Source organism: Paraglaciecola polaris LMG 21857 (assembly GCF_000315055.1).
Taxonomy (GTDB): Bacteria; Pseudomonadota; Gammaproteobacteria; order Enterobacterales; family Alteromonadaceae; genus Paraglaciecola; species Paraglaciecola polaris.
This window is the reverse complement of sequence record NZ_BAER01000006.1, coordinates 41,984-61,489: the sequence shown is the minus strand read 5'-3', so window position 1 is coordinate 61,489 and position 19,506 is coordinate 41,984. Positions and strand designations below refer to the sequence as shown.

Genomic DNA, 19,506 nt, shown 5'->3' with positions numbered 1-19,506 from the left:
GGGCCTAACAAAAGGATTCTGTTTTTTTAAAGACCTAATATTTGCAGTTTTGGTGTGGAGTCCGTCTGATTATGACAAGTAAAGGATTAAATTATGACGTGCGCTCAATCTCAGCAGGGTATGTTGGTGATATCCAATGATAACTTTTTAGTCGGTTTGTTAACCGGTTTTTGTGTTGCCAACAACTTTTCTTTTCGTTCATTGCCATTGGCAAACCCGTTATCCATAAATAGTGTCAATCGAGTTTGCCAAGTGGTATTAATCGACTTTCGTTCTCAAACCTCGTTGGCCATGGCACCACATTTAGACGTTTTACGCGAAATAAACAGGCAACACGGCATTCCAATTTGTGCCATTTATAACCAATATGATCCTGATTTCCCGCAAAGTTTGCCTTGGGTAAACTATTTCAATGACGCAGACCTCATCAGTCAGTTAGATCGATACTTAACTCAACTCATTGCGGATGAAGGTAATGCGTACAGTGAGAGGCGAAATAAAGAACGCAGAAGCGCAATGGATAGACGCGGATTACCTGCGTTAACGAATCAAGCGTCAAATAATCATTTGTTTTCATTGAATCATAATGTGGCGAACGTACAGAAAAATTTTAAGTTAGGGCCTTTTGATATAGACGGAAACAGCCGCACCGTTTTTTGCAACGGGCGGGATTTAGCATTAACGGCAAAAGAATTTAAATTATTCATCTTGTTGGCCGAAATGCATGATCAAGTATGCTGCACCGATAGAATCATTGAGAAATTGTGGCCAAATACCCGTAGGGCTAATAAATCAGATTTATATCAGTATATGCATTTACTACGTAAAAAAGTTGAAGACGATCCAGATAACCCCCTATGGGTAATGACTGTAAAAGGGGTGGGTTACCGTCTCAACACCAGTAAACAAGGAGTGTAACAACTGGCAGATTACAAATATTAAGTATGTACCCGGCGCGAGTGGGAATAAACGCGTTATAGATTGTGTATTTTCCTCGGTCCAAACTGTTGCAATAACATATTCACACGTTCGTTTAGATGATTTTTAAATGCGTTGACCGTTGGGCTAAGAAGACGCCTTTCTGCGCAAACTAAGTTTAACGGAAAGCACTCACCCTGCCAGCCGTCTACAGAAAGTTCGATTAATCGACCTGTTATTAGATCATGTGCGATATCTAAACGTGACTTCCGGGCTATGCCTTTACCGGCCACAGCCCACTTGCGCGTGATGTCACCATCTTTACATTGACGATTACCGCGAACATCAATGGTAACGCTCTTGTCACCTTTGTAAAATGCCCAACGTGTATGCAAAGTATCATTGTGCCCATGGCATAGGCAGTTATGTTGAGTCAACTCTTGCAGTGTTGTGGGCGCACCGTTTTGTTGAACATAATCTGGAGACGCACACAACACGGGCACGTTACCAGGGGCAATGGGAATGGCGATCAGCGCTGAGTCTTTGGGTTTTCCATAGCGTAACGCGAGATCCACAGGTTGACTATAAAGGTCTGCTTGGCTGTCAGATAATTGCAAGCGAACTTCTAATTTGGGGTGAATCTGCATGAAATCATCCAGCCAGGGTAGCAGTATATTGCGTCCCAAGTCTGATGGGGCAGACAATTGAATAATACCGCTTAACTCTGCATCTTCAGTGTGCATTGCGGTGGTCGCTTCGGCCATAATTGCCAATGCTTCTTTGCAATGGCGCAAAAATTGTTCCCCTTTTTGTGTTAACCGTATACTTCGGGTTGAGCGAATAAAAAGTAAAATCCCCAATTCTGCTTCAAGACGCTTTAACGAAGCACTGACCACTGCAGGAGACAAGTCCATTTTCCGCGCACATGCGGATAAACTGCCCTGTTGAGCTGTTTCACAAAATATCCGTAGATCTTGTAAATTTTTCATATGTGATTAGATTACTTTCAATATATTTTTGAAAGTGTTTCATGATAACCGTGGTTTTTCAATGTTATCAACTGAAATAAGATGTGCTCAACAAATCGTAATACGGTCGTTAGCAGTTGAATTCAATCACCGTGAACCTCAAACACAAAGGATTATCAGATGAACCTCATAGAAGTAGTAAAAACACGTTATTCCGTAAAAGAATTTGATTCGACTAAAAAAATATCATCTGCGGATTTCGAGCAGGTAAAGGCGCTGCTTCGGTATAGCCCATCAAGTGTTAACTTGCAGCCATGGCACTTCGTTATCAGTGATAATGCCCAAGGCAAACAGCGCATTAGCAAAGGAACCCAAGGTTTTTATATTTTTAACCAGGCGAAGGTGCTAGATGCCTCTCATGTGATTGTCGTCTGTGCCAGAACGAGTGCTGACGAAACCTTCTTGACTCACATTTTGGACAAAGAAGACAAGGATGGGCGGTTTGCGGAGCAACAATTTAGAGATGGCCAACACATGGGCCGAAAAGTATTTGCCAACATTCATCATTATGATGTGAAAGATTTTCAGCACTGGATGGAGAAACAAGTCTACTTAAACATGGGCGCCTTATTACTAGGCGTTGCTGCAATGGGAATTGACGCAGTACCTATGGAAGGGATCGATGCCAAAGCAATTGACGAAGAATTTGGATTACGGGAAAAAGGTTTTACTGCGTTGGCCATTGTGGCATTAGGGTACCGTAAGGAGACCGATTTTAATGCCTCACTACCAAAATCTCGTTTATCAGAAAGTGAAATTATTGAGCTGGCCTAAATCGTCAATGTAGTAACAAGCCCTATGCGTACTTGTTGTATTTTAAGGCATGAATTACTTTATACATTTTGTTCTGCTTCCTTTGAAACTAGCTGATTTTAGCGCTACCGAAACCATAATTATCAAAGCAGCAGTCGTTGATGAAATAAACGGTGAGTTTAATTTTAAAACGTTATAGCTTCAAAATCCCATTTTGAATATCGACCTTTGGGAGTAGCCAGTCACATAAAAAAGGGCCAACATTGTTGGCCCTGACAATAGGTTCAGCGTTGAATCCTAGCCTTTATTTGGATTCAGAATATATTTTCCGCCAGTCGACTTGGCGTTGTATTTAATTGCGATTTCAGGTGTCAAAACCTGCTCGAAGGTCAGTACTTCGGTAGAATCAATGGCAAAAGTAGTATTTATTTCATCGGCAACACGCTTATGCAAAGCGGCGACTTTAGGTGCATCTAATTTACCTAAGAAGCGCATTAACAACCAGCCACTGATACTCCAAGTCATACCAAATGCTCGATTAAGCACAGTCGGGGAGAAATCAAGTCCACCGTAAACATAGACTTGTTTATTATCCAGTGAACCATAAGTATTGAAGCCTGTAGCGTCTTTACTACCCACGGCTTCCATCGCGGTTAAAATATCACTGGCTATCTCGCCGCCGCCAATGGCGTCAAATGCTAACGTCGCTCCTGTTGCTTCAATGGCTTTATACAAATCTTTTTTGAAGCTGTCGCTTGAAGAATTAACAACGTACTTTGCACCTAATTTTGTCAGTAAATCCACTTGTTCTTGTTTACGCACAATGTTTACTAGTTGCACGTCTTCTGCGATACATATCTTATTTAGCATGATGCCAAGACTGGATGCTGCAGCAGTATGGACCAGAGCGGTGTGGCCTTCCATACGCATAGTTTCTACCATACCTAAAGCGGTCAATGGATTAACAAATGAAGAGGCCGCAGCATGAGATGTTGTATCGTCATGGTGCACGATACAAGCTTGTACCGGAACGCAGCAAAATTGGCTATAGCAGGCTCCCGTAAGCACAGCCACTGTTTTGCCTATGAGGGCTTGTGCTTGTTCGCTTTCACCCGCTGCGACGACAACACCCGCACCTTCATTGCCGATTGGTAATGTTTGGTCTAAGCGAGACTTGATACGCGGTAACATACCTTTATGGACCGGAGCGCTTAAGGTCGATTTATCGTCGCTTAATGTGGCTTTTGACAGATCTGCTGGACCAAACATTGGCCACATATCTGATGGGTTAATCGGTGACGCTTCCATTTTTACAACAATTTCGTGGGCTTTCGGTTTTGGGACATCGATTTCACGTAAATTAATTTGTAATTCACCATCAGATGATATGTGAGTAAACAGCTGTTTTGATTTGTTCATATAATATTGTCCTGTCAGGTTGCTCTTCGAACACGATGTTGTCCTATCGCCCAGCGAAGATGGTTTTTATTAATATGCCAAAAAATTAACATGGGCAGGGAGCCCGTGCGAGTCAATAGAAATGTTACATGATCATCACTGTTATATATTGATAGATTAAGATTGAAGAAGGGATGACCTAACGGTTATTTTGTCCGTTGCGGAACCTGATCCGAAGTGTTTATTGCATAACTCAACTAAATTGAAGGTGGTTTCATTGATACTTTCAATTCCCACCCAAGCGTTACGCCCGTTATTTTTTGCGTGATAAAGACAGCAATCGGCTAACGCGATTAATGTTTGCCAGTCCTTTGATTGATCGTGTTCAAGTCGGGGGGGATAACAGACATAACCGATTGAGCAGGTATGAAACGTGGTGACACCTTCGGATATCGTAAAGGGGGTTGAGCTCACTTCTTTGAGTAAGCGCTGAGCTAGTAGAGGTGCGTCAGCTCGGTCTATAAAACGTGCAACTCCAACGAATTCTTCACCTCCCCAGCGCACTAAATAATCAGATTGTCTAAACACTAAAGCCAAACGTCGTGTGAGCTGTTTGAGCACTTCATCGCCTGCACTGTGACCATATTCATCATTCACACGCTTAAAGTGATCCACGTCAATCATGAAAATAACAACATCTGATTGCTGGGGTTTAGGTGCTTTGCCATCTCGCCAATCATTGTAAACCCGCTGACTTTTCTCTATATCTGACTCAATATGGTTTTCTAAGAAGCGTCGGTTATGTATTCCTGTTAATTTGTCGGTTAAGCTAATGGCCTCCATTTCTTGGTAGGCGGCTTGTAGCTCAACGTTTTTATAATTCAATTCCTGGGTGCGCAACGTGACTTCTTCTCGTAGACGTTTATTCAGTCGACGTTGCGAGAAGCGGCCATAAATGAGCGCTAACATGATGACGCCAATGACCATGGAAGCTAACCAAACATTTCTATTCAACTGGGCTTGCTTTAACCTAGCTTGATTCAGAGCCTTCTCTTTCTCAAGCAATTTTATTTGTTGTGCTCGGCGTACAAACTCGGTTTGTGATTGAACAGTAGCGATAGTTTTAATACGTGTTGTATTGAGTAATTCATCGTCGAGCTTTTTCTGGGCAAGCAATGCATCAAAGGCGTGTTGAAGCTCATCTTGTTTTAGATACACTTTTACCCTAAGCGCTTCAAATAGGGACTCATCGTGAGCTTCATTATTTATTTTTGCTTTAATAATCCCCGCATCTATATGCGCTATCGCCAGGTCTGTTTCACCTTTTATATATGCAAGTTCAGCAGATATGCGATAGGCGTCGACTAATAAACTCTCATATTGATTTTCAATTGCACGTTGTATCACGCCATCGAGTATTTGCCTCGCTTTAACGAAGTGACCTTCACGCATTTCAAGGGTCGCCATTGATGTGAGCGCCCAGTCTGTGTCTCTTGGAGTTTCAATCAGCTTGAATAAAGTCAGGGAGGTGTTTAGATGCTCTCTCGCTTTTTTAAAGTTGCCTAGTTCGATCTGTTGATAACCGATTTTGTTGTTACTGTAGGCGATGTACTTCTTGTCATCGGACTCAATATCTATTTTTAACGCATCGTGAAAGTAGCTCAGTGCGAGCTGATGATCGCCCATTACCCGATGAATATCCCCAAGGTTGTATAGATCACTCGCGATGCCGTCTTTATCGTCCAATTGGTAGTTCAGTTCTAAAGAACTTTGATGAGCTTGCGCGGCCCCCTGAAACAGGCCCATTTTTTCTAATACTAAGCCTAAACTGTTATAGGTTGAGGCAATGGCTTTTGTTTGAGCCTCTTGCTGATTTATTTGCATGGCGAGGTAAATGTATTCTAAGGCTTGAGAATAATTAGCCTGATAACGATAGGTCAGCCCCAGTTGCCGGTACGCATTTGCCAAACCAAGTTGGTTATCTTGTACTTGATAAAGCGAAATGGCTTGGGTGAGTTGCAGTTGTGCAACTGGATAGAGGTTACGCTCCATCGCATTACGTGCTTTTTGAAAATACACATCAGCTAGTGTTAGCGAACCACTCTCATCAAGCACTAGTTGTGCTAATTCAGTTGTGAGTGCTTCAGCTTCGGCCATTTCACCGTGTTTGCGAGCAAGTACGATTTTTGCTTTGAGTAATTGGCTATTGGATTGAAGTGAATATTCTGCTTTCTGCCCTAAGACGCTAGCTTGTAGACCTAATGTACATATTACTAATAAGGTACTTTTCGCTATTCGTATGCTCACAGTCGGCGGCATCCTTGGTAATCAATTGCTAAAATGATGTTACTGACTAAGAGAGTATTACACGAGTTATTCCCCATCGGTAGTGATAACAAACTGTTTTAATAGAACAATTAATCAAGTTTTAACACGACTAGTAGAACGCTAATGCTCTAGAGGGTATGAAATTACGCTTAGGTGACGCATGCCCATTGAAAGGAAAATAGATGAATAATTTTGTGTTGCCGCCCTGGAAAAGAATTGAATTAGGTGATCCAATGCTCATTACAGACACCGTGGATTCACTTAGGCAAGAACTAAACGCGATATATCTTAAACATGCAGCGCCAACTAACATGGCTGCATTTCTTCGATACGAAACGCAAAGTCGTCTTCACTGCAGCGTTTGTATTTATCTCAGTCCCGAGCTTAGTGCACAATATACGGATCGCAAAGCGCAGCTCTGCCCACAACCTAGCACAGACGGCTTAGTTTATTTTATCGGCGACCTGGTTATGATAACAAAGCTATAAAGCAATTTATGTTACGCCTAGTAACATAAAAGCCCGAACTTAAATGGCCGTACCGACAATAATTACAGCATATTAAGTATCGTCTAGGTTGCTATAGAAGGGTTAAATTGACCTATTATGCATTGCAAAATGTTATGGGACATATCGTTATATTGCTTGTTAGAAAGGGGAAATAGTATGAAAGTTAAAATGGCGGATCTGTACTCAGAAAATAAATCATTTATTTTATTCATTCTGCTGATGTGCGTATTTCGCAGTGCCGTCGCTGATTGGAATGAAGTTCCCACGAGTTCAATGCAGCCCACTATTGTTGAGGGTGACCGAATCTTAGTGAATAAATTGGCGTATGACGTTAATACCCCTTTTATTCATCACTCCCTTTACAAGCTGGCCGATCCCCTTCGTGGCGATATAATTATTTTTGACTCTAAAGTATCCGATAAGAGGTTGGTTAAGCGCGTAGTGGGCGTACCTGGAGATACTATCGCGATGATCGATAACGTGCTCTACATCAATGATCAACGTTTAGCGTATGGTAATGAGCGAATCAATGAGCGCTTTAGTGACAAAACCGAAAACTTGTTGGGCGTGCAACATAGTATTCGCGTAGCCAATGCCGGTTCCGCTTTATCTAGCTTTCCCTCGATGAATATACCTACGGATTACTATTTAGCTATGGGGGACAATCGCGACAACAGTGCTGACTCTAGAGTGATTGGTTTGGTGCCGCGGACCGAAATCATTGGCCGCGCCAAGCAAGTTGTTATTTCCCTTAATTACGACAATTATTATCTGCCGCGTTCTAAACGGTTTTTGCATACATTGTAGTAAACGTAGTAAACGTAGTAAGTCGTCATGGAAGGTGTGTAATATTTGAGTGTTACCCAATGCAAGTAGGCCTGGCGCATGTTGCTGGTGACTCTGGTCAAATATTAGGGTTTTACGGATAAATTTTTCTGTTCAATGCTCGAAAACCACTGAAGGCTTTGGGCCACGTTGTTATGCCAATATGACCATTCATGTGCCCCCGAATACTCATGGTATTCATGGGCGATACCGGCAGTGTTTAGCTGAAGATGTAACCATTGGTTTGCCCCAAGTAACGGATCATCAATACCGCAATCAAAACGCAGCGCTGGCAGTATGTCTGCATTTTTGTTGAACCAATATAAAAGATCTGCCTCTTTGGCAAATGAACAATCGTAGTAGGACAAAGGCGTATCAACAAACTGCGCCATATCAGCAATTTTAGTGATAGATGAATGCGCCGAAATACCACTGAAACAGGCAGCGTATTTTGCCCCTAAGCGCAACGCTCCGTAGCCCCCCATAGATAATCCGCTAATATACCAACGACTTTTAGCTGTCACGTTGGGCATTTGAACATGCTTAATGGCCTGAATAACGTCATCCATGATCCATCTTTCGTAATTGCCTTTTTCACCAAGGGGCAAGTAGGCAGAACCATCTTTAAAGCCGCCATCAGATGGCATAACCAATAGAAACTCCTTAAGGCCTTGGGCTCGAAGCGTATCGTATACTGTGTGGATCCCGCCTAAATTCATCCAAACCCAATGGTTACCGTACACACCGTGTAAAAATAATATGACGGGAATGTCGTGCTGTGTTGAATCGGCGTTGTATATGCTGACATCACCGCGTCCGTCTAAATGACTGGAATGGATAGTGATAAATTGCGTATTTAACGGCGTATGTTCCCGCGCCGATATTTCTAAACGTTCAATGCTCATAAGGTGCTTCCTTGTTATTCAAAAACAACGACTGCTTTTGCAACGCGACCGTTAAGCATATCATTAAAGCCATTTGCCACATTTTCAAGGGAATAGGTTTTACTCACCAGCTCGTCAAGCTTTAGCTGGCCGCTGTTGTATAAATCCAATAAGATAGGGAAGTCGGCTTGGGGATTACACTTCCCATACAGAGGATTAATGTATGTTTTGTCCCATTCGAACAATTCACAATTAAAGTCTACACGTTGTTCAATACCACTGACTTGCACCGCGACCCCTGCATTGCGGATAAGCGCTAATGGCGCTGAGCCTAAAGCGGGAATGGCGGTGCATTCAAATGCGTAGTCGGCACCGCGCCCTTGTGTTTCGCCATTTACCAAGGCTCGCATTTGCGCAAAATCCACATCATTGTTGATGGATATCAGCCCGTGGGTTGCCCCGAATGCTTTGGCTTGGTCAAGACGGTCTTGATTAATATCAATAGCAATAATTTTACGGGCTCCAGATATACGCGCAGCTTGAATAACATTCAATCCAACGCCGCCACAGCCAATGACACACACTGTACTACCTGCCTTTACTTGGGCTGCATTTACCACTGAACCGTATCCCGTCATTACCCCACAACCCACAATCGAGGCAGAAGAGAAGGGGATTTCATGGGTAAATTTAACGATTGCTGCCGCTTTCACAACTGTGTATTCACTTAATGTCCCTAAATGAAATGAACGCTCTACGGCTTTTCCAGATAGGGTTGTGGCGAAGTCATTGGCATGGCCACATAAGCCATTACCGCAAACGGGGGAGTTATTTTCACAGATATGCACATTGCCTTGCTGACATGCAAAACAGTGTCCACATGGAATACACCAATTAAGTATTACTTTGTCACCGACACTCAATCCAGCAACATCATCGCCGATAGCATCCACGATCCCCGCACCTTCGTGACCCACAACAAATGTTTTATTCCAGTTTTGTATGGAATCCCAATCTGTATGACACAAACCAGAAGCCAGTATTTTAACTCTCACTTCACCCTTGCCTGGAGGGGCTACCTGCAAAGTAACCAGTTCATAATGGCCTTTACCATTAGACACAATCGCTTTTGATTGACGCTCAATGTGTTTCATAATTGGCTCTCTTAACGCAAACAATTCAATTAAAGTATCAAAATTAGAGCATAAAGCAGACGATATTTATGTCACATTCTGGTGACAAAGTATCAGAAATAGGGGTAAACTTGCTCGCATTGACTATTGCTTATTGTTGACAATGAGGCGCTAATGAAACAGCAAAATGTATATTGTGAACCTTTGTGTATTGCCAAAGAGTATTTGTTTGATATTCAAAAAGTGAGTTACCAAGATGCTGAGCCTTATTCATGTTTAATGCATTTTCATGAAGTCCATGAGTTGATTATTTTTGAAGACATACAAGGTAGTTATTTTTCTAGTCAAGGGGACTCCGCTCTTGAAAACAATGACATAGTACTTACCCCAGCTTTGGAAGTGCATAACTATGAAATAAGCCCCAGAGCTAAGTCTTGGTACTTGATCCAGTTCACGCCTAAAATCCTCGAACTTGCACAATTTCAGTCGATTAAGCCGTTGTTTAATCGAGGTATGCATTTACGTATGGATAGTGAAAACACACATATTGTTCAGCAACAAACGAAATGGTTATTGGACTGTTTTAACCAGCAGCCGCGCAGTGAAAAGAGTTTGGCTTTGTTATCGTTATTGTTGTTATGGATTGCGGACCAAGCGCAAAGTGTTGAACAGAACAGTGAGCATATGCTCAAAAATTCCCAAGGATTCGCCCGCTTATTACCCGTAATACATCTATTTAAACACGACGAATATGTCAATTTGACCGTGGGCGAAGCGGCAGAAAAATGTCATTTATCGGCTTCCCATTTTTCACGTTTATTCAAAACTGTTTTTCGTCATACCTACGCCAATTACATTATTCAACACAAGCTATATCACGGTGCTCGAATGCTTAGCCAAAGTAAGCATTCCGTCACGCAAATCAGCTATGATATGGAATTTTCAAGCCCATCTCACTTCATCGCTCACTTCAAAAAATATTACGGATTAACACCGTATCAATATCGCAGTGATATTAATCGCAGAATGCTGACGACAGAATCATTGTAATCTTACCTCTACCTTCCTCAGCTGCAGTAGTGTGCTAATATCGATATGCTATTTATTTGCTATAAATGGTGATTATTAAAAGGATATGAGCATAATACGGTGGAAATTTGATACTTTTAGTTAGTATCTCGGTATTTATCTTTTCCTTGGACTCTTAATATACCCTCAAGATGTTAAACAGTTGTTATGAATACACTGACAGGCTTGAGGCCCACTATGAAAAAATACCTATCTCCTGATCCGTTTAAAAAGGCTCGTGTTGCTCACGGATGTGCTCACATGGACGAGCAAAATGATCCTGTGACCATGATATTACGCCTAAAAGATGTGCGCAAAACAGCGCATAACTGGAAAACGTTTCACTCTGGCGCTACTCCAGGGCGCATTGTTATCCCTTCTGAAGTTAATATTCGTCATACTCGGCAAATTCCTTTTGAAGTCGACCCTCCTTTGCATGGTTCATTTCGGTCATTGCTTGAGCCTTGGTTTAAACGCCCGCTGGAGAGTGCCTACCAAGAAAAGTTAACCCAGCAGGTACGCGCATTAGTTGATGATGTTTTAGAGGCCGGAAAAATCGACGTGGTAGAAGATTTTTCCCTTTGTTTGCAGTCTCGAGCCCTTACCCTGCTGCTGAACACACATGCCAGTGAGGCCGACACTTGGATAGGTTGGGGAACACATGTATTTCGTAGTGAAGATGATCCTTTGGATGGCGATAAAGCGGCATTGTTATATGACTACATCGATGAGCAAATCAAAGCATCTACCCCCGATCCTGAGGGCAATTTGTATTCGGTTTTACTTAGCGCCGAAGTGGAAGGTAAAAAATTAACTCATGAAGAGATAAAGGGGATCATTATTTTAACCTTCGCTGGCGGGCGGGATACAGTTATTAACGCCGTTACCAACACCATCAGTTATTTCGCAGAACACCCTGAGTCATTGGTAAGATTGCGAAATGAGCCCGAAATTATTGGCCGTGCCATCGAAGAACTGCTTCGTTATTTTGCACCGTTAACCCAAATGGGACGGGTGGTTACTGACGATACACAGGTATGTGAACATGCGATTAAAGCCGACTCAAGAGTGTCGCTTTGTTGGGCATCTGCAAATCGAGATGAGAGCGTATTTGAATCGCCTGAAGAGGTCATTCTGGATAGAAAGTTAAACCCCCATGTGAGCTTTGGCTTTAGTCATCATAATTGCTTAGGTGCGACTCATGCTAGGCAAATCATGCGTGTATTGATCGAAACATTAATAGAGAAGGTGTCCTCAATTGAGATCATCGATTTTGAAGAAAACGTTGAAAGTTTAGGTGAATTTGAACGCAAGGTTGGTTTTCACCAACTTAACGCTAAATTTAACCCTCACTAAGAAACGACGAGTATCCTCGAAGCGGGTGCTCATCGTAAATAATCATTAGGTCGTTATAATCTTTATACATCAGTAACTTAAAGGACCAAACAATGGCAAAAATTACATTTATTACCCAAGACAATATTCCCGTAATAGTAGAGGGTGAGTCAGGCTCAGTAATGGCTTTAGCGGTTGAAAATAACGTGGCCGGTATTGACGGAGATTGCGGTGGAGTATGCTCTTGTGCCACTTGTCACGTACATGTGACGAAGGAGCAGTTCGATCTTGTTAGTGAAGCCAGCGAAATTGAAAAAGATATGTTGGAGCTGGACGATGATGCAAACGAATACAGCCGATTATGTTGTCAAATTGATATTACAGAGCAATTAGACGGTTTGGTACTCACTGTTGCTGGTTAACATTAATTGCCCTGTAACAGGGCGAGAAATTGTTTAGATAAGAGGTTAAAACGCAATGACGAGCAAGAACAACACTCAAGACACATGCATTATTGTTGGCGCCAGTCATAGTGGCGTTAACCTAGCATTTTCCCTAAGAAAAGAGGGGTATGCTGGAAGCATTAAGCTAATCGATTCGGACCATAATGTACCGTATCACCGCCCGCCACTGTCTAAAACGCACTTGGTGTCTGATGAGCCAGTTGGGCAGTTGCTTAAACCATTACAAGGTTATGCAAACGCTCAAATAACGTTAACTTTGGGCGTCAAAGTCGTGGACGTAAACCGCGAAAATAAAAATGTGACTTTGAGCGACGGTACGTTACACACCTATACAGATTTAGTCTTAGCGACCGGTGCAAGTCCTATCATTCCTCCTATCACGGGGATCAAAGACGCACACAACTTATTTACTATTCGTAATGCAGATGATACGCAAGCAATCGCGAGTGCGTTTAAAGCCAGTGAACATAAACGGATCGTGGTCATTGGCGGCGGGTACGTTGGACTTGAAACCGCAGCATCGCTTCGCAAATGCGGTGCAAACGTTACCGTACTTGAACGTGAATCACGTTTGCTCGCTAGGGTTACTGCGCCTTACATGTCTGATTATTTTTATGCTTTGCACCAAAATAATGGTGTGGCGATATATAACGATCAAAATGTCAGTAAAATACGCACGCGTGATCATGTCAACACAGTTGTGTGTTGTGACGGCAGTCAATACCAAGCTGATATTATCATTGTCGGGGTTGGCGTTCGAGTCAATACTGCGTTGGCAGTGAAGGCCGAATTGACTATTGACAACGGAATTGTCGTAAACGAATGCAATCAAACAAGTGATAAAAACATCTTTGCTATTGGTGATTGCTGCGCTCAATTCAATACACATTATCAACGTTGGTTACGACTTGAGTCGGTACAAAATGCCCTTGATCAAGCAAAAGTAGCGGCGGCAGTCATTTGTGGCAAGCCCCCTAAGAGTAATCCCGTGCCATGGTTTTGGTCTGATCAATATGCAGTTAAATTGCAAATGGTCGGTTTGTCTCAAGGCTACGATAACGTCATTCTGCGCACAGAAACGGATAAACCTGACAGCTTTTCGGTGTGGTATTTTAAAGGAAGCGAGTTGTTAGCCGTTGATGCGGTTAATCATGCAAAAGCCTATGTGTTAGGAACGAAATATATAAATAATAGCGCCGAGATTGATAAAAATAAGCTAGGTGATAACACAGTCGTTCTGAATGCTGCAGTGCTTAAAGTACCAAATTAAATATTGGGTTTAAAAGGTGATACATGCTTTGTTTTAGTTAGTTGTATCTAGAACTAAACCATCTGTAGGGTGCGGCATCGTCATTGCGTTATATGCTAAAACTAACCGCACCTTAATTGTCTTTACCTGGGTAATACGGATTATGGCAGTGTGCGAGGTAAGATGATTTCAACACATAGGCCACCGTCGTCTGGGCTACTCATACGAAGCTCGCCATTGTGTTTATTAATCGCCTTCACTGCTATGCTCAAACCGAGTCCAAAACCGTTGGTGTGCATTTGATTTCCTGCTCGGTAGAATGGTTGTGACAGTTTTGACATTTCTTCGTCATCCACGCCCGGACCGTGATCACGCACAGTAACAACCACGCTCAGCTCTCGAGCTAAGGTACTGACTTCGACTAATTCGCCATTCGCAGAATACTTACAAGCGTTTCCTATTATGTTGTCTAACGCCTGTAATAAGGCCTCTGGATAACCTGCAAGTTCGATTTTACCGCGAGCGGTAAAATGAACCGGAATACCCGGGTAGTTGACCGCCATGTTATCGACGACGTGTTGACATAACGCATTCAGATCGCAGTTTTCTACGGTTGGGCTTCCCTGTTCGAGTTTTGAATAATCGAGAATTTGCTGTATGAGTTGATCGATACGCAGGCAGTCGTTGTGAATTTGCTTGACGTGACGACTGTCTGGGCTTTTTTGTTCAATCAATGCGGCGGATGCTTGCAATCGCGCTAAAGGCGCCCGCAGTTCGTGAGATACGTCATGCAATAGCTGTTGCTGAGCACTCGCGGCTGCATGGGTCTTGTTGATCATAAAATCGATATCTAGGGCCAAATCTCCGAGCTCATCGCCTCGCGCAATTAATTTTCTGGGTAAGATAGCAACCTCTTGTTGATTGGCATAGCGTCGACTAAAGGCCCCTAAATAATTAAGAGGTAAAATTATGCTCCAGCTTAATAGGGCACTGACCAGTGCTGATGCGATAAAAATAAAACCAAATTGCAACGACTGAAAGCGATATAAAACCTGTTTGTAAATCCGCGGCGCTTTGGGCTTGCGGATATGTACTTGGTATTCGCGATTCGATGGACCCGTAACATGTTGTTCGGTACGATCTTTAAGCTTAATCTTGTTTAATCGGTAATGATAAACGGTCTTGCCGTTGTCATTTTTAATCAACATGGGGATGAGGTGCCCATCTCGATTATGCTTATTGTTGACCCAGTCTTTTAATTTTACTTTTGCCCCACCCGAAGTGGCTAAATCTTGTTCATAACGCCAAACAATTCGTTCTGCTTGGCTAACTACGTCATTGAAGAAGCGTTTGTTATATTCATCGGACGAGAATTTATTCACCAATACAAAGCCAGTAGCAATCATCACCAGTAAGCTTGCCAACCAGAAAGCGATGAAGATACGCCAAAATAAACGTTTAACACCAAAGGTGTGTTTTAGCATTCTACAAAACTCTGATATTGCCACTGCAGCTAACCTTTTTCTTGCTGTAATTGTGGCTCGGTGAGCATCTGGTAGCCAACGCCACGCACCGACTTAATGACATCTTGTATACTGACAGCAGCCAGTTTTTGCCGAATACGGCTCACATGCACATCCATCGCTCTGTCATAGGCTTCGAGTGGGCGATTCAATACTTCTTGAGTCATATCTTGTTTACTAATAGTTTGCCCAGCACGCTCCATCAATAAGCTCAATGCGTTAAATTCGGCTCCTGTTAAGGGAAGTGCAATATTATTCACCAACGCCGTGCGCGTTCCGCTGTCGAGCACGATACCGTGTAATTGCGCATGGACTATATTGGAACTGTTACCTTGTTGTGTTCGGCGAATAATCGCGCGAATACGTGCGCCTAACTCTCGAGGATTACAGGGTTTAGCTAGATAGTCGTCAGCGCCCATTTCTAGGCCCACTATACGGTCGATGTCGTCTCCGCGGCCGGTCAGCATTAAAATTGGAACGTGTCGTTTAGCCCGTACCGTGCGCAAGACGTCCAGTCCTGACATACCTGGCATCATGATATCCAGCACAACGGTATCAAATTCATCGGTTTCCATCAGGCGTAAGATAGCAGCATCGCCGCTATTGAGTGTTTCCACTGCGAACCCGTCTTCTTGTAAAAATTCGCTCAGTAGATCGCACAGTGTTATGTCGTCGTCTACGAGCAATACTTTGTATTTATCATTTTCCATGTGACACAGCTTAACCGCTTTGATTTTGGGATAGATTAACTTTACTGAACTTTACACTAGCTTAACCCTACTTATCGAACCCTTTGTGCATACTTAGCTGCGTTGATTACACGAACCAAATTATTCACGTCATTGGTATTAATGACACAAACCAAGCAGGAATATTACGATGAGAAAATTAATTACCGGTGTTTTATTAAGTGCATGTATTGCGGGTAGCGCATTTGCTGGCGGCCAACATTCAGGCGGCCACAAAGGCCAAAGCTTCTTCCCTGTACATAAGATGGTTAAGGTACTTGATCTTAGTGATGAGCAAGCAGCGCAAATTAAAGCGTTAAAAGCCGAAATGAAAGCCAATCGACCTGAAAAAGATAACGCTACCTCAATAAGGGCTCAACTTGCTCAGCTTGACTCAAGCGATGCAAACTACGAGCAAGCGCTTAATGAACTGGCTGACTTACGTGCTCAGCGTGCTAAAGAGCAGTTTTTAAATGCTGCGGATATGCGATTAAAGATCAGTCAAATTTTGACGCCTGAACAACTTGAAAAGTTTAATGCCATGGCCGAAAAACGTGCTAAACGTCACAATAAAGCTTAGTTGCCTTATGGCGTAAACAGAGACACTGCAAACCAGTGGAAGTCAATTTAGCAAGCCACACATCAATTTAATGACGTGTGGCTTTTTTATATGCGTTTACGGGGCACTAGGGATGCATTCCCTATGTTGATGACCCTGTGCCGGGGTTTTATTATTTATTAACATGAATATAATTACTCTGTTTTTCCTTCGTGTTTCCAGCGAAGGCCTTTACCATAAAGCAGGCAAAATAAAACACTCCGATGCTGAATACTATATCACCGGGTACTCTTGCCCATACTAAGGCTTCCATTATCGGGCTGTGCATGAACTCAGCAGAGCGTGCAAAAGAGTAGCCTAGTTCAATACTGGTATAAGTTTGAATTACACCTTGGGGCAACAAGGATAAAAACGTCATCATGCCCAATCCGATATTAAGCGCCCAAAATGCGCGCTTAAGCATTTTCTGATCCCAGCGCGTTATGTCGGTTAAGCCGCGCATGCAGTATAGGGTTAATCCTAGGCCGAGCATGCCATATACACCAAACAAGGCTGCGTGGCCGTGGTTTGCGGTGGTATTGAGCCCTTGCATATAATACAAGGCTATCGGTGGGTTAATCATGAACCCAAACAGACCCGCTCCGACAAAATTCCACAACAGCACAGCGCTGAAAAACATAAATGGCCAGTGATAAGCTAACTGCCATTTTTCTACTCGTTCAACTTTATAACGATTATACGCTTCAAATCCCACCACTAATAACGGCACCACCTCAAGGGCTGAAATCATCGCACCCACTGCGATAACAGACGTTGGTGTGCCGCTAAAATAGAGATGATGAAAGGTGCCCAATACGCCGCCAAACAAGAAAATAATAGTGGCAAACAGCACCATTACTGTTGCCGTTGACGTGCGCAATATGCCCATGCGTACAAACAATAAAGATATGATGGCCGTGGCAAAGACTTCAAAAATACCTTCCACCCACAGATGAACCACCCACCAACGCCAATATTCCATTACCGAAATATGGGTGTGTTGACCCCACATTAGGCCAGCACCATAGAGTAAGCCAATCGCAAGTGCGGAAATTAACACAAGATAAATAAGTGATTTATCGCCTTTTTGCTGCAGCACCGGCCACAGTGCACGCACCACTAGTACGACCCACAGCAGTAAGCCAATTGTCAGGTATATTTGCCAAAAACGACCCAGATCAACATATTCATAACCTTGGTGGCCGAACCAGAAGTTGGCGGTCAAACTAGTGAAGAAACGATGTACTGCGGCCCACTGTCCGACAAAAGAACCAATAACGATAATCACCAGACTAATGAACAAAAAGTTAACCCCAAAACGCTGAAATTTTGGGTCGCGTCCCGCAAGCATAGGAGCCACATAAAGCCCGGCAGCGAGCCACGCCGTGGCAATCCATAGTACGGCGAGCTGGGTATGCCAAGTGCGGGTGACGGTATAAGGTAAATATTCAGCGAACGGCAACCCGTACAATCCTTGTCCTTCCACTGCATAGTGGGCAGTGACTATACCCAGTAGCACTTGACTGACAAACATCCCGCATACTACCCAGAAATATTTAGCCGTGGCGCGCATGGAGGGAGTAACAGTGGCATTGGCCAATAGATCGCTAGTGGCCATACCTTGCTCAGGTAAAATATCGTCACGCCAGTCGTCAAATTGTTTCACATAATAGGTTACGAGTGCTCCTGCAGCACCGAGCAACAAGATAATGGACGCGATACTCCACATCAACGTGCTAGTCGTTGGTTTATTATTTACTAGAGGTTCATGGGGCCAGTTGCTCGTATACGTTATGTTATCGTTGGGTCGGTTGGTGGTTGCTCCCCAAGCCGTCCAAAAATAAAAGGCCGCAAGTTGTTTGGCCTCTTGGGCGTTTAGCAGACCATGAACTGAAAACGCGTAATCCCGTCTTAACGCCAATGACGCTTCATCACTACCTTGATAAAGCCTTAAATAGTGCCCTTCAACTTGTTTGATGGCGGCTGCACGATTGTTACTGACCGTTATGGTCTCAGTTGCAGGATCGTAAGTGTTTTTTCGCATCAGTGCGGGTAACATGGCTTTTTGCATTGCCGTTTCTTGCTCAAGGGAAAGGCCTGAACGAGACCGCTGTGTATTGATTTCAAGTAATGTTAATGCTTCCCGGTGTAACCAGTCAGCGCTCCAATCTGGGGCGAGATAACTGCCATGCCCCCATATGGAACCCTGTTCCATACCACCAATGGACTGCCAAACGTTTTGCCCTGTTTCAATATCATTTCGGGTATATAGCGTTTCGCCAGCGGTAGATTTGACCAGCGCAGGAATAGGCGGTGCCTGTTGATATATTTGTTGGCCAAGCAAGAGTAAAATACCGAACATCACCATCATTCCTACCGCAAGAATGATCCAAAGCTTTTTAATACTGAACGTTTTTTGATAGGTACTCATTTTACACCCACTGTCTATGTTGAAATTCACCGCTGGCGAACCAGATCCATAGGCGGATCACCGAAATATAATAAAGTAACAACAGCGTAAAGCTGCTTGCCGTAATAAATATTTATCGATATTTAAATGCACGGAAATAGTTTTTTGTATTTCTTTGAGTGAATTTTAAAGGGGATGCTCAGGTTTACGCTACTTGCCTCATGCACACGCTTTCTAGCTAACTCAGAGATAAATACAGTTCAGCCATCTACAGCACTAAAACTCTCTCATACGCCACCTCTGTACAGTGATGGATTTATCAATGGAGGTCGAGTAGGTAACCTTGAAAACTCAG

Annotated in this window: 17 protein-coding genes; 9 read left to right on the top strand and 8 right to left on the bottom strand. The window is 43.2% G+C overall.

The genetic code is table 11. The features are described 5' to 3' along the window. Window positions 1-93: 93 nt before the first annotated feature. A complete protein-coding gene (locus tag GPLA_RS00610) occupies window positions 94-918 on the top strand; it encodes a winged helix-turn-helix domain-containing protein (RefSeq protein WP_007102854.1) in 825 nt (274 codons plus the stop codon). A 56-nt stretch (window positions 919-974) separates the two neighbouring features. Here the strand turns inward: GPLA_RS00610 and GPLA_RS00605 are convergent, their stop codons facing one another. Further along, window positions 975-1,907 carry a LysR family transcriptional regulator gene (locus tag GPLA_RS00605; RefSeq protein ID WP_007102853.1) on the bottom strand — a complete coding sequence of 311 codons (933 nt, stop codon included), beginning with the start codon at window positions 1,905-1,907 and terminating at the stop codon, window positions 975-977. 159 nt (window positions 1,908-2,066) lie between these two features. Between GPLA_RS00605 and GPLA_RS00600 the strand changes: the two genes are divergently transcribed. Then, on the top strand, window positions 2,067-2,720 hold the full coding sequence (locus tag GPLA_RS00600) for an oxygen-insensitive NAD(P)H-dependent nitroreductase NfsB (protein WP_007102852.1): 654 nt from the start codon (window positions 2,067-2,069) through the stop codon (window positions 2,718-2,720). A 276-nt stretch (window positions 2,721-2,996) separates the two neighbouring features. On the opposite strand, the gene GPLA_RS00595 is transcribed toward GPLA_RS00600, so the two are convergent. Together GPLA_RS00595 and GPLA_RS00590 are read right to left on the bottom strand one after the other, a co-directional pair. After that, a complete protein-coding gene (locus GPLA_RS00595) occupies window positions 2,997-4,118 on the bottom strand; it encodes a zinc-binding dehydrogenase (RefSeq protein ID WP_007102850.1) in 1,122 nt (373 codons plus the stop codon). Between the two features lie 156 nt (window positions 4,119-4,274). Next, on the bottom strand, window positions 4,275-6,404 hold the full coding sequence (locus GPLA_RS00590; RefSeq protein WP_007102849.1) for a tetratricopeptide repeat-containing diguanylate cyclase: 2,130 nt from the start codon (window positions 6,402-6,404) through the stop codon (window positions 4,275-4,277). A 203-nt stretch (window positions 6,405-6,607) separates the two neighbouring features. Here GPLA_RS00590 and GPLA_RS00585 point away from each other — a divergent pair, with 203 nt between their 5' ends. Then, window positions 6,608-6,913, top strand: coding sequence for a hypothetical protein (locus GPLA_RS00585; protein WP_040513581.1), 306 nt, complete (start codon window positions 6,608-6,610; stop codon window positions 6,911-6,913). Window positions 6,914-7,090: 177 nt separating this feature from the next. Continuing rightward, complete coding sequence (lepB, locus tag GPLA_RS00580) at window positions 7,091-7,741, top strand: signal peptidase I (RefSeq protein WP_007102848.1); 651 nt, start codon at window positions 7,091-7,093, stop codon at window positions 7,739-7,741. Between the two features lie 104 nt (window positions 7,742-7,845). On the opposite strand, the gene GPLA_RS00575 is transcribed toward lepB, so the two are convergent. Further along, window positions 7,846-8,664 carry an alpha/beta hydrolase gene (locus GPLA_RS00575; protein WP_007102847.1) on the bottom strand — a complete coding sequence of 273 codons (819 nt, stop codon included), beginning with the start codon at window positions 8,662-8,664 and terminating at the stop codon, window positions 7,846-7,848. Window positions 8,665-8,678: 14 nt separating this feature from the next. Next, window positions 8,679-9,797, bottom strand: a complete 1,119-nt coding sequence (locus GPLA_RS00570; protein ID WP_007102846.1) for a Zn-dependent alcohol dehydrogenase — start codon at window positions 9,795-9,797, stop codon at window positions 8,679-8,681. A gap of 153 nt (window positions 9,798-9,950) precedes the next feature. Here GPLA_RS00570 and GPLA_RS00565 point away from each other — a divergent pair, with 153 nt between their 5' ends. The 4 genes from GPLA_RS00565 to GPLA_RS00550 all read left to right on the top strand — a co-directional run bounded on the left by GPLA_RS00565 (window position 9,951) and on the right by GPLA_RS00550 (window position 13,913). Beyond that, a complete protein-coding gene (locus GPLA_RS00565) occupies window positions 9,951-10,826 on the top strand; it encodes an AraC family transcriptional regulator (protein WP_007102845.1) in 876 nt (291 codons plus the stop codon). Between the two features lie 216 nt (window positions 10,827-11,042). Beyond that, window positions 11,043-12,200 (top strand): cytochrome P450, encoded by a 1,158-nt coding sequence (locus GPLA_RS00560; protein WP_007102844.1) that lies wholly within the window; start codon window positions 11,043-11,045, stop codon window positions 12,198-12,200. Between the two features lie 92 nt (window positions 12,201-12,292). Beyond that, window positions 12,293-12,601: a 2Fe-2S iron-sulfur cluster-binding protein gene (locus tag GPLA_RS00555; RefSeq protein ID WP_007102843.1), complete on the top strand. Its 309-nt coding sequence runs from the start codon at window positions 12,293-12,295 to the stop codon at window positions 12,599-12,601. A gap of 55 nt (window positions 12,602-12,656) precedes the next feature. Continuing rightward, window positions 12,657-13,913, top strand: coding sequence for an NAD(P)/FAD-dependent oxidoreductase (locus GPLA_RS00550; protein WP_040513579.1), 1,257 nt, complete (start codon window positions 12,657-12,659; stop codon window positions 13,911-13,913). A gap of 140 nt (window positions 13,914-14,053) precedes the next feature. Here GPLA_RS00550 and GPLA_RS00545 read toward each other — a convergent pair whose 3' ends face one another. Further along, window positions 14,054-15,376 carry a sensor histidine kinase gene (locus tag GPLA_RS00545; protein WP_007102841.1) on the bottom strand — a complete coding sequence of 441 codons (1,323 nt, stop codon included), beginning with the start codon at window positions 15,374-15,376 and terminating at the stop codon, window positions 14,054-14,056. 29 nt (window positions 15,377-15,405) lie between these two features. Then, a complete protein-coding gene (locus GPLA_RS00540; protein WP_007102840.1) occupies window positions 15,406-16,125 on the bottom strand; it encodes a response regulator transcription factor in 720 nt (239 codons plus the stop codon). 169 nt (window positions 16,126-16,294) lie between these two features. Here GPLA_RS00540 and GPLA_RS00535 point away from each other — a divergent pair, with 169 nt between their 5' ends. Further along, window positions 16,295-16,723 carry a Spy/CpxP family protein refolding chaperone gene (locus tag GPLA_RS00535; protein ID WP_007102839.1) on the top strand — a complete coding sequence of 143 codons (429 nt, stop codon included), beginning with the start codon at window positions 16,295-16,297 and terminating at the stop codon, window positions 16,721-16,723. Between the two features lie 151 nt (window positions 16,724-16,874). Here GPLA_RS00535 and GPLA_RS00530 read toward each other — a convergent pair whose 3' ends face one another. Further along, window positions 16,875-19,172, bottom strand: a complete 2,298-nt coding sequence (locus GPLA_RS00530) for a nitric-oxide reductase large subunit (RefSeq protein ID WP_007102838.1) — start codon at window positions 19,170-19,172, stop codon at window positions 16,875-16,877. Window positions 19,173-19,506 lie beyond the last annotated feature (334 nt).